Annotated in this window: 13 protein-coding genes; 5 read left to right on the forward strand and 8 right to left on the reverse strand. The window is 49.5% G+C overall.

Annotated elements, in window-relative coordinates; all coding sequences use genetic code 11:
• Positions 1-6 precede the first annotated feature (6 nt).
• Complete coding sequence (locus H9I35_RS04150; protein WP_187420347.1) at positions 7-900, reverse strand: phosphatase PAP2 family protein; 894 nt, start codon at positions 898-900, stop codon at positions 7-9.
• 102 nt (positions 901-1,002) lie between these two features.
• Here H9I35_RS04150 and H9I35_RS04155 point away from each other — a divergent pair, with 102 nt between their 5' ends.
• Positions 1,003-1,896 carry a DMT family transporter gene (locus H9I35_RS04155; RefSeq protein WP_252722717.1) on the forward strand — a complete coding sequence of 298 codons (894 nt, stop codon included), beginning with the start codon at positions 1,003-1,005 and terminating at the stop codon, positions 1,894-1,896.
• Here the strand turns inward: H9I35_RS04155 and H9I35_RS04160 are convergent.
• Positions 1,893-2,792, reverse strand: coding sequence for a DUF6675 family protein (locus H9I35_RS04160; protein WP_187420349.1), 900 nt, complete (start codon positions 2,790-2,792; stop codon positions 1,893-1,895). The genes H9I35_RS04155 and H9I35_RS04160 overlap by 4 nt on opposite strands.
• Before the next feature lie 10 nt (positions 2,793-2,802).
• Positions 2,803-4,071 (reverse strand): argininosuccinate synthase, encoded by a 1,269-nt coding sequence (locus H9I35_RS04165; protein ID WP_187420350.1) that lies wholly within the window; start codon positions 4,069-4,071, stop codon positions 2,803-2,805.
• 123 nt (positions 4,072-4,194) lie between these two features.
• Here H9I35_RS04165 and arfB point away from each other — a divergent pair, with 123 nt between their 5' ends.
• Positions 4,195-4,605 (forward strand): alternative ribosome rescue aminoacyl-tRNA hydrolase ArfB, encoded by a 411-nt coding sequence (gene arfB, locus H9I35_RS04170; protein WP_187420351.1) that lies wholly within the window; start codon positions 4,195-4,197, stop codon positions 4,603-4,605.
• A 476-nt stretch (positions 4,606-5,081) separates the two neighbouring features.
• Here arfB and tsaD read toward each other — a convergent pair whose 3' ends face one another.
• From tsaD to H9I35_RS04195, 5 genes are all read right to left on the reverse strand, one after another.
• Positions 5,082-6,110, reverse strand: a complete 1,029-nt coding sequence (gene tsaD / locus H9I35_RS04175) for a tRNA (adenosine(37)-N6)-threonylcarbamoyltransferase complex transferase subunit TsaD (protein WP_187420352.1) — start codon at positions 6,108-6,110, stop codon at positions 5,082-5,084.
• Between the two features lie 109 nt (positions 6,111-6,219).
• Positions 6,220-7,524 carry a divergent polysaccharide deacetylase family protein gene (locus H9I35_RS04180; RefSeq protein WP_187420353.1) on the reverse strand — a complete coding sequence of 435 codons (1,305 nt, stop codon included), beginning with the start codon at positions 7,522-7,524 and terminating at the stop codon, positions 6,220-6,222.
• Positions 7,525-7,606: 82 nt separating this feature from the next.
• Positions 7,607-8,614, reverse strand: coding sequence for a leucine-rich repeat protein (locus tag H9I35_RS04185; RefSeq protein ID WP_187420354.1), 1,008 nt, complete (start codon positions 8,612-8,614; stop codon positions 7,607-7,609).
• A gap of 145 nt (positions 8,615-8,759) precedes the next feature.
• The gene (locus tag H9I35_RS04190; RefSeq protein ID WP_187420355.1) at positions 8,760-9,626 is read right to left on the reverse strand and encodes an Rpn family recombination-promoting nuclease/putative transposase; all 867 of its coding nucleotides are present in this window, start codon (positions 9,624-9,626) and stop codon (positions 8,760-8,762) included.
• Positions 9,627-10,018: 392 nt separating this feature from the next.
• Complete coding sequence (locus H9I35_RS04195; protein ID WP_187420729.1) at positions 10,019-10,861, reverse strand: sigma-70 family RNA polymerase sigma factor; 843 nt, start codon at positions 10,859-10,861, stop codon at positions 10,019-10,021.
• Positions 10,862-11,382: 521 nt separating this feature from the next.
• On the opposite strand from H9I35_RS04195, the gene hflK reads away from it, so the two are divergent.
• The 3 genes from hflK to H9I35_RS04210 are packed head-to-tail and all read left to right on the forward strand — an operon-like array spanning position 11,383 to position 15,133.
• Complete coding sequence (gene hflK, locus H9I35_RS04200) at positions 11,383-12,357, forward strand: FtsH protease activity modulator HflK (RefSeq protein ID WP_187420356.1); 975 nt, start codon at positions 11,383-11,385, stop codon at positions 12,355-12,357.
• Positions 12,354-13,340, forward strand: a complete 987-nt coding sequence (gene hflC / locus H9I35_RS04205) for a protease modulator HflC (RefSeq protein WP_187420357.1) — start codon at positions 12,354-12,356, stop codon at positions 13,338-13,340. Before hflK ends, hflC begins: the two co-directional genes overlap by 4 nt.
• Before the next feature lie 47 nt (positions 13,341-13,387).
• Positions 13,388-15,133: a hypothetical protein gene (locus H9I35_RS04210; protein WP_187420358.1), complete on the forward strand. Its 1,746-nt coding sequence runs from the start codon at positions 13,388-13,390 to the stop codon at positions 15,131-15,133.
• The last annotated feature ends 27 nt before the right edge of the window (positions 15,134-15,160 follow it).

Below are 15,160 nucleotides of genomic sequence, written 5' to 3' on the forward strand. Positions count from 1 at the left end.
AAGTTTTTAGAATCTTGCGCTTATACATACGCCTGTCGGAAAAACGGAAAGCGACACGGCTTCTTTACGCTTTTCAACCGCCTTATGAGATTGCCGACCGATCATGTGCAAGAGCGGTATGCCGATACCGAAAACGGTACCGAAGGCGGCGCCCGCAAGCACGTCGGTCAAAAAGTGATTACCGCTTGAAAGACGCAGCACTGCGACCGTGGCAGCAAGCGCATAAGATCCCGCGCTCACCGGAATATTCCACAGAGAACGGGGAAAGTAGACTGCAAAGACGAAACTCGTAAACGCGGCTGCGGCAAAAGCCTGCATCGTATGTCCCGACGGAAAAGAATTATTCCAATCGCCCGAATCGACATATTTTTGCGGATAGCCTTCGAAGTACATATAAGGACGCGCGCGGAACGTGAGCGATTTTATAAAATCTTTTACCGCATGCGTGAGAAGCATCGTTTCGGCATACATAATACCGATCGTAATCCATTCGTGTCTGTCTACGGATGCAAATACGAGCGGGGTCGCCATTGCACCTCCTATAAATACGTCTCCCGTTATGTCGAGCGCGCGCGAATACGGGCGCATAGCCCAACGGTCGAAAGGATTTACGTCGTCGCGATTGTACGGAGTCCCGCCGAAAACGCGATCGCTTTTAAAACGGAACAAAAACTGATCGGCCGCAAAGAGTCCGATACCGCTCCCGATAAGGACGGAATCCGTTATCGGATTCAACGAAAAATACTGCCGTGAACCTGCGACATAGGATAAAAATCCGCTCTTTCCCGCTTCGGTTTGCGAAACGCGATCTTCGAATTTTTCGGTAAAAACACTTTCCGAATAAACGGAAGCACACGACAGAACGGCAAACACACACAGAGAAAAAATCGATTTCATCATTTACGTATTATTATATGAAAACAAAGCTGCACTGTCCACAGTCGCAGGCTTATGAAAAAGCGATGTCTTGCCGATAAAGCCCATTCGCTTTATATTATATATATGCCTCAAGAATACAACAAATCTCGCATCGCGCGAGGCATCTTCTATATCGTCTGTTCGTCGTTTTGCTTTGCACTTATGGGAATGCTCGCCCGCCTTGCAGGCGACATCCCCTTTATGCAAAAAGCGTTTTTCCGCAATATCATCGCCTTTTTTATCGCTTTCGTATTATTGATAAAAGAGCAGCGCGAAGGAAAGAGGCCGTTTGTACTGCCTGCGGGAAGCGTCCGGTTTCTTTTTTTCCGATCCGTCGCCGGTTCCCTCGGCATATTCGGAAACTTCTATGCGCTCGACAAAATAAACATCGCCGATGCGTCGATCCTCAACAAGATGTCGCCTTTTTTTACCGTCATTTTCAGTTTTTTCATACTCGGTGAAAAGATCATGCCTGTCCCGCTTGCGGCGATTTGCGTGTCGATTGCAGGAGCGGCTCTGGTTATAAAACCGTCGTTTGAAATCACGGCAATGCTTCCCGCTCTTGCAGGATTTTTGGGAGGCGTAAGTTCGGGGTTCGCATACACCTGCGTACGCCGTTTAAGAATAATGAACGTAAACGGCAAACTCATAGTCGCCTGCTTTTCGCTTTTTTCATTGCTTCTTGCAGTCCCGTTTTTGCTCTTTCACTTTTCTCCGATGACAAGCCGACAGCTCCTTATCATGCTTGCTGCGGGCATTGCGGCCGCAGGCGGTCAGCTCACGATAACGGCGGCATACAGCGAAGCGCCCGCCGCAAAGATCAGCATATTCGATTATTCGCAGATCGTTTTTTCATCGCTTATGGGATTTTTCGCATTCGGTCAAATACCCGATGCGATGAGCTTCGCAGGTTATGCCCTCATCATCGCCATGGCGATCGTCGTATTCGTATACAACAGACGGCATAACAATTCCTAATTATTAATTTGATTGATAAACCATGTGTAGAGCGCATCGGTACGGCGTTTAAATGCGTCGGCCAAATCCACTTTTATAAAGAGGACCGTTACCGTCTGCTTTTGCCCCGTAACGATTGCGGAAGAAGAAAAGAAAATACCTTCTTCGAGCGGATACGCCGAAATGCACATTTCCATTTCGCGCTCTTTTAAGCACGTCACTCCGTGATACTTCATCGGCGTGCAGTTCGTGATTTCGAGGAAGATTTCGGATGCGGAATCGGTATACGTATGGAGATACGTATTTTCGCCGAACGACGTATCTTCCTGAAACACGTAGCGCCGGTCGGAAGCGGGAACTTCGCTTGCAACGGGATCGGCCAGCGCGGTTTCCGTATGTTCGGTATCTGCAATGTAGTATGAACGCGTAAAAAGCGTTTTCGGTTTATAGCCCGCGCGCCGTGAAATATACGTAATGCCCTTTTGCGCCGAAACACGTCCGAGCGCATTGTAGAGGGAAAGAAGCTTTTCATCCGCACTCATACTCTTCCACGAAGCGGGATACGGGATGAGCGCACACGATACGACGGCAAAGCCGCTCTTCCCCTGCGGAGATGCCGCAAGTTTTTTCGCGGCGGCGCTCGAAGAAGGCACGTACTTTGTCAAATCTTCTCCGCTTCCGTTGCCGAAGGAAATCACCTTTCCCGCAGCAAGATCGGCCGCCTCTTTTTCACCGAGATTCGGAAGAGCGGCCGAAAGGCGCTCGGCCTTTTTCACGGCGAGTTTATACCCTACATCCCCGTATGAAGGAAAAACAACGGTAGACGAATCGGCGATCCCTTTATCGCCTGCGGAAACGGAAAGCATACAAAGCGATACCGCTCCCGCAAAGACGATTTTTTTAACAATGTGTTTCATTTATTTTAATTTATTCCGTCGGACGCTTTTTCAAAGAACCGCTTTTTACGACAGCCTGTCCTTTACCCGCTTTTTGTTCCATCATTGCGCGCACGGTAAGCGGCAAACCGAAGAGCGTGATAAAGCCGCCCGCGTCGCGGTGATCGTAGAGATCGCCGGTCGTAAAGCTTGCGATGCTTTCGTTGTATAAGCTGTACGGAGAAAAGGAACCGGCCCCCTGTATCGTGCCTTTGTACAATTTGAGGCGTACCCAGCCGCTCACGGTTTCTTCGACTTTGTCGTTGAACGCCATGATGCCGCTCATGAGAGAGGTAAACCACAAACCGTTGTAAATGAGCTCCGCCTGCTTGAGCGCGATCTGCTGCTTGTAGTGATAGGTATCGCGGTCGAGGCACAAGTGCTCGAGTTGTTCGTGCGCGTAATACAAAATCGTTCCGCCCGGCGTTTCGTATACGCCGCGGCTTTTCAAACCGACACAGCGGTTTTCGACGAGGTCGATGAGACCGATGCCGTTTTTTCCGCCGATTTTGTTCAGCGTTTCCATGAGCGAAAGAGAATCCATTTTTTTACCGTTGACCGCGACGGGAATGCCCTTTTCGAATTCGATCTTTACGTATTCGGCTTTATCGGGAGCCGCTTCGGGCAGCTTCGTGATTTTGAGCATATTTTTCCAGTCGGCTTCATTTTCAGTCTTTTCAAGTTCGAGGCCTTCGTGACTGATATGCCAAATATTTTCGTCGCAACTGTACGAAGAAGATTTTTTTACCGGAACGGGAATGCCCCTCTTTTCAAGATATTCGATTTCGTCTTCGCGGCTTTGGAGATCCCACTTAGGATCGCGCCACGCGGCGATAACGCGGAGATCCGGTGCGAACGCTTTGATCGCAAGTTCGAAGCGGACTTGATCGTTACCCTTTCCCGTCGCGCCGTGACAGATCGCAACGGCCTTTTCCTGCCGAGCGTATTCGACGAGGATTTTTCCGATAAGCGGACGCGCCGTCGACGTACCGAGCAGATACCGGTCTTCGTAGAGCGCACCGCCTTTCAGCGCAGGCCAAATATATTCTTCGATATATTCTTTTCGCGCATCGACGACATAGCATGCCGAAGCGCCCGTTTTAATCGCGCGCGCTTTTATCGTTTTCCAATCGTCGCCCTGCCCCAAATCGATGCAGACGGCAATGACATCGTAATCGTAATTTTCCTTCAACCACGGAATGATGACCGTCGTATCCAGTCCGCCCGAATACGCGAGAATCACTTTGCTTTTTTTAGCCATACGAAGCCTCTTTTCGATAAACAAATTTCTGTAAAGGATTGTACCAGCAATCGCACAGTATGGCAATCACGAACGACAGTGAAAATATTTTACCGTACGAGCGGATTGTGCTATACTCGCCGTATGGACAGACAAAAACTGCACGACAGTATCGCGCTTCACACCGAAATGACATTCGCCCGATCGAGCGGAGCCGGCGGACAAAACGTAAACAAAGTCAACACGAAAGTACACGCATCCGTAGCGCTCGAAAAAATCGAAGGATTGTCGGAAGCGGAGCGATCTCTCGTCATGCAGCGTCTTGCAAAAAGCATACACGAGGGCGTTATCTCCGTCGACGTGCAAGACGAACGCTTTCAGGAGCGGAACAGAAAAATCGCGCTCGAACGGATTGAATCGAAAATCGCAGGCGCGGCGCGGATCGAAAAAAAGCGGCGAGCGACAAAGCCGACAAAGGCTTCGCGTGAACGGCGCTTGAAGATAAAAAAACTGCGCGCGGACATTAAAAAAAACAGGGGAAAAGTGCGGGTGTGAAAAAACGTATGTATCGGCTTCATTTCAATCTCGACACATTTGTTATTCCGGCAATTCTGTTATTTCCGCTTTAATTTTTTCATAATTATTCAATAAAAAACGAAATCATATATCATCATGCATTTTCGATTTTATCAAATAAACGATATACAGTATGAAAAAAGCCGCCGTATAAATCGGCAAACATCTCTTTTTCAGATATATTGAAGAGTCGGTATAAAATTGATAAATTTTCATGGGTATCGAACCTTGATACGGTCCGTTCATCGCTATGAAAACCATTTGCATTATTGTCAATAACAAACAAATTAAAAACGCATTCCTTGCATAGATACAATTTTTTTTTGCCTTTTGTTTTTTTCTGCGGATACTTTGCCGCTGTGCGGAGGCGCTTTTATCGTGATCGTCCATTCGTTTTTTCTCCCCGCTTTGCGGAATATACGCCCGCACCGTGAAGCGCCATCGCCGCGTTATCGCTACCGCCTCCGCACCTGTTCCAATCCGCGCTTGAACTGAGGGATGCGTGCACAGGCGGTCGTGTTGAGCGGGCTCGTATCGCCGCGCTGCAAAAAATGATAGGCGACGCCTGCAATCATAGCGCCGTTGTCGCCGCAAAGTTTGAGCGGCGGAAATATGCACGTGATATCGCGCCGTTCGGCGAGCAGCGCGCGCAAGTGCGAATTGGCAGCCACTCCTCCGCCTGCGATGACGGTCGTAAGACCTGTGTCTTCCACCGCGCGGAAAAGACGCGACGTGAGTGTGCGGCACGCAACGTCCTGAAAGGACGCGCACATATTTTCCGTCGTCGGTTCGAAGCCTTTGTTCAAAAAGAGATCGCGCTGATGGATGACGGCGGTTTTCAATCCGCTGAAGGAAACGTCGTAGCGGTGTTCGCTTTCGTCGAGTTTGGGGACCGGAAAGGAAAATGCGCGCGCATCTCCCTCTTTCGAAAGTTTATCGATAATGACGCCGCCGGGATAGCCGAGGTCGTAAAACTTGGCGACTTTATCGAAAGCTTCGCCGACCGAATCGTCGACTGTCGTACCGAGCACTTCGATATCGTCGAATCCGTGCACTTTGCAGATGATGCTGTGACCGCCTGAAACGAGGAGACCGAGATACGGATATGCGATATCGTTTGCGAGATGCGCCGCGTAGAGGTGACCGAGCATGTGGTTGACCGCAATAAAGGGTTTTCCCGCCGCCCATGCGAGCGTTTTACCGTAAGTCAAACCGACGAGGAGAGCGCCCATCAATCCCGGACGGTTCGTCGCAGCGACCGCATCGATGTCGCCGAGGGAAAGGCCCGCCTCTTTGAACGCCTGCTTTACGACGGGCAAAATCCATTCGGCGTGCTTTCTGCTCGCGATTTCGGGGACAACTCCTTTGTATATTTCGTGAAACGGGATCTGCGTCGCAACGACGTTGCTTAAAATAACGCGGCCGTCTTCGACGATCGCCGCCGCCGTTTCATCGCATGAAGATTCGATACCGAGAACTTTCATCTTTACTCCAGAATATTATCAATCGGCAACTTCTAAAAATTGCAATTCGCAAAATCGTTAAATTATTAATTAATAAATTATCAATATGCCGCATTGCGGACATTGTCAACTACGGGCGGATAAGCGCGCCGGAATTGCTCACCGTCGTAAACGCATACCCCTTGTTTTTCAGCACGGGATAGAATTCGATTAATATGCCCGGCAAAATATCCGCCGACCATATATGCCCGATCATTATCGCCGCTCCCTTCGCGTTCGCGATGCCGATACCGCGCATGATTTCGCGGATGATTTTTTCGCGGTCTTTGGTATTGTCGAGAAACACGTTCCGCGAATAGTAGGGTATGCCGAGCGCCATAGCCGCCTGCGGTACGCGCGTTTGGCTCGTCGTTCGCGAATCGAGAAAAAAGACGCCGCTCTCCTTTGCCGCAAGCATCGCAGCTCCGATTTTCATTTCGTCTTCGCTGATGAGAGAGCCTTCATGATTGTTGATTCCGGCGACCGGACCGATTTCGGCGATATTTTCTTTTATAAGCGCTTCGATCGAAGACGTCTGCATATCCGCCGTAACCGCGCCGGGACCGGGATTGACGTTCAAGTTTACCGCCTGCATGGGCTGGTGCAGCATCACTTCATTGCCCGACGCGCGCACTTTGTCGGCACACGCTTTCGAATGCACGAGCTTTGGCAAAACGGACACGGTGATCGGAAACGGGAGCGAAATGAATTTTTCAAGCTGCGAAAGGCTTTGACCCGCGTCGTCGAATACGAAAACGAGCTTCGCGCCGTTTACCGCCTGCGGGATGTCGGGAAGCGGAGATGCGGGTACTGCGGGAGTTACGGGTACGGAAGACGAAGGCTTTACAGACGAAAGCGGTTTTACCGATGCGGGATTTGCCGGCTGCCCCTTGGATGCGGAAGACGAGGGCTTTGCGCTGCCGGAAGATTTGTTGTCCGCGCTTCGATGAACCTGCGCTTCGACCACGCGCTCCTTTTGCCTTACGTTTTCTCCCTCTACGTTTTTTTTCGGCACATCGCTCCGCGACTCATCCCGTCCGGCGCCTTGCCGCTCATCGGATTTTCCCGCGCTTTGCTGCGGCTTTTGCAAACTTTGCCGATCGGCGTTTTGCCGAGCCTCCGCCGTGCGCGACGCATCGCCCGCACTATCCGCATTTTGTGAGGCGATCCTATGCTCGACGGCGGTATTTTTCGGATTGCGTCCCGAATTGACGATGAGGAGTGTAAAACAGGCGGCAATGATCAAAACGCAGAGGATCGCCGTCTGCATGGAAGAAAATACGATTTTATGTTTTTTGCCCGGAATCCGACGGGGAGAGGACTTTGTCCGAGTAGAAGATTTTTCGGAAGATCGCGAAACGGTTTTCCGCCCGTGTGTGCGTCCATTTTGTGCCATAATGCGTATTCTATCACGTATCGCAGGTTTTGAAAACGCTCGAAAAAAATATCCGTAAGAAAAAATATCGCCTAAAAAAAATCTACGGCAGAGTTACATAACACCTTGCCGAACCCGCCAAATCGATTCTGTCGCCGTTTTTTAATACGAGGACGAATTTCATTTTCGCCCAATACTCCTGACATTCTTTCAATATCGTATAAATCAAATCGGTTTCCGGAAGTTCGAAGTATTTTGTCGGAACGCCGGTAAAAGTATAGACCGTTTTATTTTTTTTGATTTTGATAGGAAGCCTACCCATAAGCTCGCCGCCGTTATGCACATCGTATACGAATATGTTCGCCTTTTGCGTTTTCGCGGGCTTTTCCGCAAGCGTTATCGTATAAGCGATATCGTCCCACATGTGATAATTGGCATGTTCAAAAGCGACGGTACCTCTTTCCCCTGCAGGCGGCTCATCGTTTTTTTTATCGGTCTTTTTATCGGAAAAATCTTTTTCATCCGAATAAACGATTTTTGCATCGTTCCACGCGTTCCATGCAAGCGACCACTTTTCGGTATTCGCATTTTTATCGATCAGTATGTATTCGAGCGAAGAGCAATCGCCGAAAGCGCAGGCCCCGACATAGCGTACGCTCGCAGGAATCTCGATGCGTTTTAACGAAGACACGTCGAAAAATGCGTTATAGTTAATTTCCTCAAGCCCGTCGGGAAGCCTTATCTCTTCGAGCTGCATACAGTCAAAATAACGGAGAAATTTTGTACTCATCGGCAGCACGCATCTGCGCACATTTTTGATATGAAAAAGCTCGAGTATACAATCGTCGTCTGCGTAAGTGCATTCCGACAAATCCAAATCGAAATACAGGTTTTTGGAATTTTTTGTTTTCCACGTCAGCGTTACCAAGCTGTTTTGCGTTTCGGAAGAGAGCACGTCTTTTATTTTTATCGAAACGGTTTCGCCCTCGGCACCGGATGCGATTTTATAATTTTCGACATAAGATTTGAATTCGGAAACCGTAAAGGTTTTTTGAGCGAACGCTGAAAACACCGAGCAAAACACTGCAAGCGCGATAATCGATTTACGCATAATTTCTCCCGGAACCGGCCGATAGGCGGTGATTTGTTACATCATAAATGAAATACAAAGTTCCGTCTAGTTACGGGCAATGTCGATGCATATCGCAAACCGATTTTCACAGCGGAATCTAGGGGAAGTGCGCGAAGAAAAACGATTACAGCTTTTCGACTTCCATTTCCGAAAGGCCGGTCATTCTCATAATAAAATCAAGTTTGCAATTTGCCTGCTTCATCAGCTTTGCCGTTTCAAGTGCTTTTTGATGTGAGCCTTCCGAAAAACCTTTCGTTTCACCTTCCTGCAATGCTTCTTCACGCTGCACGGCGATGTCGACATCATAATCGTATTCGGCAATTAACATGTTTATTACCTCCCTTGATTTTCGCTGTAAGTATTCCCGTAAGACGTCGTTTTGTATGCATTCTTTGATCGCGTTCTGAAAGCCGTTCTCGCTGTCGAGCTTTGTATGTCTCCTCACGGCTTCTACGAACAGCGTGTATTCTTTCAGCGGTTTGCACACACGTAATATTTTACTGTCTTTAGTATAATTGATATTCCTCACGCTGACAACGAGTTCGAGTGCAGGTTTTTCGGACATCGCCATAAAAGCGTCGGAAAAACGTAATGTCGCTTTTTCGGGGTAATCTTCTTCCCCGTTGTAGAACACGTAGAATTCGGGCGTCGGTATCTTTTTCAGCCGTCTAAGATAACGGTCGCGCGGATTTTGGATGCATTCGTAGAGGCGTGCAACGTACTGCAAAAAGCGCAGCGGCATATTCGCGTTGACAGTCGATTGATGTTCGACTAATACGATGATCTTTCCGTCTACGAGGCAGGCGACATCGTTGCGGAAAGCCATGTACATCACCTGTTCGAGCTGCAGCAGCTCGAGTTCCGTCGATGCGTCGAGCTTTGTCCCGTGGAGAGCGTTGTAGAGCGAGAGAAAATTGCTCTTTGCGTTTTTGTCTTCACCGAAAAGATCGACGAAGACGGAATCCTTATACCGCCGATTATGCCTTGCCATAAAACCTCCGGTATATATATCGCGGGAATATTGCGATTTCGGCGGTTTTCAGGAGAAATTTTCGGTAAAAAAAATAGAGTATACAGCGGAAAACATTCGTCCGCGCAGCTGTTTCGGCGTTTCGATCGTCGTACGATGATACCGCGTTAGGCGCCGGAGCAACGCGGAGCGGCCACTGGAGCGAGCGCAGCGGCTGGAGCGAAAGCGGAATTGCGGAAGCGCCGGCGGGCGAAGCCCGCAACGCCCGTGTGTTTTTACTCCACATCGTCCTTTATACACGGGGCAGTAATCTGCCGTACTGTAAAATAAAAGACCGCTGCAAAGCATTTTATATTGCCCTGCAGCGGCGCACTGAAACTCTCTCTTTCTCCGATGTTCTCTATGCGGTATGGTTATGCCGTCAGCGTTTCCTCCGCCGCGCTTTCGAAAGCCGATGCGCTTTCTTTTATAAAACGCATCACGCGGATTTCGATTTTGCGCACGGTTTCCGAGGAAATACCGAGCAGCCTGCTCGTTTCAAATAATGTCCTCCGTTCCATCCTGTCGAAATCGTAACGGCAGAGCATGACTCTGCGTTCTTCTTCCGGCAGCGAATCGATAAAAGTGCGGACTTCCTGTTTTAAGATTTTTCCGATCGCGGTTTCTTCGGGACCGGAAGCCGTATCGGGAATACTGTCGCCGCATACGGTATCTTCATAATCGCTGCACGGCGAATCGAAACGTATGACGTTCCACGGCATGACGGAAATATCGCGCACCGTTTTTTCTTCGACATGCAAAACTCGGGCGATGTCCGCATCGGACGGCATAAAACCGTTTTTTGAAAAAAGCTCTGCACGAACTTCGTTTATTTTCCGAAGCAGGACGATTTTATTGTCGGGGATATAGATATCCGTCGATTTCGTCTGCACGTAGCGCTGCATATATTGCACTATCCACGGATAAGCGTAGGTCGAAAAACGCGTGCGGTACGAGATTTTGAATTTTGAAACGGCGGTCATCAAACCGATATTTCCTTCCTGGATCAAGTCCATAAAAGGCGTTTTAGAATCGGCAAAACGGCCGGCAATACTGATGACAAGACGCAAATTCGAATTGATAAAGCGCGTTTTCGCCGCTTCATCGCCCGACGCAATTTTTTTCAACAGCGATTTTTCTTCCGATTCGGAAAGCAAGGGGTACGATTTGATTTCATTGAGATACAATGCATACACGTTATCGTTTTGTGTTTTCATACATCCGCTCCGGCTCAAAAATCAGGGTCTATAGCGCCCGTCCTTTTCAAAACGGGGCATCATCCCTTGCCGCCTCTCCGATATATTTTACGCAGACAAACTCTCGATTATCTATAATGCAAAAAATGTGCCAAGAAAGAAAAAACCGCAAATTTTTATATTGTTTTTTAATTCATTATAATACAATAAATTAAATATCGATATCCGGGAAAAATATGATTTTAACAAAAAAATAAGCCGTATATAAAATAAGACGGCGTATACTTTTTTATACGCAAATACATATAAATATGCAGACTGTATACAAAAGTATACAGCAGCCGTAATTATTTGCTTAAAGGCGTGTTGTTTAATGAAGTTTTTATGCGAAACGATATAAAGCGCGAAGTTCCACTCGCCGCTTGCAAGGATCGCTGAACAGAAAATTCCCCGCTCCCCCTTATATGCTAAAAAATTGCGGCGCCCCTTTCCTCTTGATGATACGGCCGGCGTTTTATGTTATATTTGAAACGAGGAATACTATGGGAAAAATAACAAAAGAATCGGCACGGCGTTTTTTTTCAAAGCCGTCGTCCTATGCATTGCTGCTCGTCCTCTTCATCGGAGCGTCGGCGGTAAAAAGCAATTTTTACATCGTCGATGAAACTGAGCAGGCCGTCGTCACGAGATTCGGCAAATACGTCGAAACCGTCGGACCGGGTTTGCATTTTAAGCTGCCCTTCGGCATCGACAAAAATTACAATATTCCGGTGCAAGTCGTTCAAACGGAACAGTTCGGTTTTCAGACGATCGAAATGAAGCGGAACAGCCGCTATCAAAACGGCATCGTCGCCGAATCCACGATGCTCACGGGAGATTTGAATATCGTCGACGTCGAATGGATCATTCAATACCGCATCGTCGATCCGAAAGCGTGGCAGTTCAACGTCGAAGACCGCACGCGTACGATCCGCGACATCTCCCGCTCGGTGATCAATACGCTCGTCGGCGACCGCGCCATCCTCGACATTATGAGCGCGGAACGCACGAACATCGAAATGCAGTCGCGCGATATGATGAACGACAATTTTGCAAAACTCGGTTTGGGCATACACGTTACGACGGTCAAGCTGCAAAACATCGTTCCGCCCGAGGGCGTGCAGGATGCTTTCGAAGACGTCAACAAAGCCATACAGGATATGAACCGATTTATCAACGAAGGAAAAGAAGCGTACAATGCCGAAATTCCGAAAGCTCAGGGTGAAGCCGACAAACAGATTTCGCTCGCGCAGGGATATGCGGCGGAACGCGTAAACCGCGCGAAAGGCGACGTCGCCCGCTTCAACTCCGTATACCGAGAATACCGGCGATCGCCGCGCGTTACCCGCGAGCGCATGTATTTGGAAACGATGGACGCCCTTTTCAATTCCGACACGAAGAGTACGCTCATCGACGGTAAACTCCAAAACCTGCTGCCGATAAAACAGCTTTCGGCTTCCCAAGGAGGCGCGCAATGAAATCGATCAAACGTATCGTCCTGCCCCTCGCCGTTTTTTTATTTTTGTTAATTTTTTTCTTCGCGTCCGGCCCGCTCTATATCGTCAGAGAGGGAAATCAGGCTGTCGTCACGAGATTCGGAAGCATCGCCGAAGTCCGCACCGATGCGGGATTGTATTTTAAAATTCCCGCAGCCGATATGGTGACAACGTATCCGAAACGCATCCTTTCGATCGACGGCGATCCGCAGCGCATTCCGACAAAAGAAAATCAATTTATCGTCGTCGACACGACGAGCCGATGGAAGATAGCCGATCCGAAATTGTTCTACACGAGTTTTAAAACGATCGAAAACGCAAGCAACCGCCTGAGCGACATCATCGATTCGGCGACACGTACGGTCGTCACCGCAAACCGTTTGAGCGAAATCGTGCGCTCTTCGAATATCATCAACGAGCGAGCGGCAAAGGCCGTCGCGGCGGAAGATGAAGAGACGAAAGAAATCGAATCGCTTGTAAACGTCAATACGACGATCGAAGCGGTCGTGCGAGGCCGTGGCGCGCTCTGCGAAGAAATGACCGCAGCCGCGAACGCCCTCGTTTCGGACTACGGCATCACGGTTATCGACATCGTACCGAGGCAAATAAAATATTCGGACGAACTCACCGAAAGCGTATACAAGCGCATGATAAAAGACCGCAGCCAAGTGGCGCAGGCATATCGTTCGCTCGGAGAAGCGAAAAAAACGGGATGGATCGGACGGCTCGAAAACGAAAAGCGCACGATTTCTTCCGACGCGTATCGCCGCGCCGAAGAGATCAAAGGACAGGCGGACGCGGAAGCGGCGCGCATTTACGCCGAAGCCTACAACCGCGATCCGGAATTTTACGCGTTTTGGAAAAGTATGGAATCGTATGCGAATACGCTTAAAGGCCGCGATGCGACGTACAGCACGAATATGGATTACTTCCGTTATCTGTATTCGCCGGAAGGCAGACGATAAGGCCGTCGGCTGAATGCGGAGTTTCCAAATGATTGTATAATAAAATTATGAGTGAAATTATATTCGATACGGGATTAAACGAATCGGCATTTGCCAAAACCCGTTTTTCAAATTTGCTTTCCGAATCGGGCATCGCCGCCTGCGCGGATAAAAATTTCGGATCCGATATGACGTTTTCGTTTTCCGAATGGAAATTCGACGGCGTCAAAACGATCGGCGACGGAGATGACGCTCACGTGTATCTCTGCGGGCGGTTCGGTGAAGATGAAGAGATGCTCTCTCTTGCGGAAATATTTTTGAGGGCGGAAAAAGGCGGAGAGGCCGAGCGCTATGAGGCGGCAGCCGCTTCCTATGCGGCACTATGCGCAATAGAAGAAGCGAAAAAAGAAAACGTAAAAATCGAAAACATCGGTGCGGGCGGCATCTATGTAAAAAACGCGGCGGGGTTTGCAAAAAAACCGGCTCTCCTTTTTTTGCCCCAAACGCTGTTCGATAAAGCGTGCGCGACCGGCGGCGAATCCTATGCAAAACTGCAGGGCTTTTGGATAAGCAAATCGCTTTCCGAAAGACGCAGCGCACTTTCTTTTACGCAGGCGGTCATCGCTTACCGCGCCCTTGCAAAGCGCATGCCTTATGACAAAAGCGATGAGAGCGCGCGAAGTACCGACGAATACGATAAAAATTATATGCGTCTCGAGCACGTCATAAACGGAGTCGATAAATCGCTTGCCGAAAGCGTCGATGCCACGCTTGAACTTCCGTCGCGCAGCGTGCAAGCCGGACGGAAAAAAGCAGACGACACGGCGGGCACAAAAGCGGACGGCACGGCGGACACCTTGCATGCGCCGGACGGGCAAAAAGAAAAACCCTTTCTGCTTCAAGCTTTTTACGCCGAACTCGGAATCGCTGACGGCACGCTGAAAAAAGTGCCGCACCCTGCAGCCCTCCCTCAAGCGGAGTTCGACGCAAAAGTCGCATCGTATTATAAATCGAAAAAACGAAGCGTAAGCGCCCGCCGTACGTTCAGGCGCAACGCGGGAGCGATCGCGGCCTGTTTTGCGGCTACAGCCCTTATCGCATTTTTTGCTTTCGGCGCGGTGCGCGATGCCCGACACCGACCGTCGGCCGTCGGCCTTACATCTTTTGAAGTTACCGAAGCCTTTTACGAAGCGATACATACGCAAAACGTCGAACTCGTCGGCGCAATGTCTTCGGGCAAAGTGTCCAAGCGCTACGGCGATATCGTCGGCGGCATCTACGTCGTAAACAAAGCGAGGAGCGCCTACGATCCGAAAAACGGCATCGTCGACCCGGAAACATGGTTCGCTTTTCTCTCCGAGGAAAATGCGGGAACAAGGCGAGACGTATACGGCATTACTTCTTTTACGCTCGACGGCAAAGAAAGCTCACTTGAAGTCCGCGTGCCCGAACGGAGCGAAAAGAAAACGCCGGTAAGAGGCGAAGGAGGCGCACCGCTCGACGACGGCGCTCAAGCGGTACATACGGCGGAATATTACACCGTGCGCACGGACGGCGAAACGGGCGATTTTATCGTAGAGCGTAATCGCGATACGGTAAGGCTGACGTATAAAAAAAACGAATGGGCAGTCACCGGCATCGAAGAAAAAGAGAACGATGTGCCCGTCGATACCGCAGCGTTCAAATCCGATGCGCTCTCCGCCTTGCAAAAACACGGAGGAAATGCCGTCCTTGCCTCAGGCGCGCTAAAAGAAAAATACCCGTGGGTGCCGGATCCGGACGCCGTGCGGAAAGCGGCGGAGCGGAATCGATGAAGACTTCAATCCGGAACGGCCGATTGC

The sequence above is a fragment of the Treponema sp. Marseille-Q4132 genome (genome assembly GCF_014334835.1).
In the GTDB taxonomy this organism is placed as follows: Bacteria; Spirochaetota; Spirochaetia; order Treponematales; family Treponemataceae; genus Treponema_D; species Treponema_D paredis.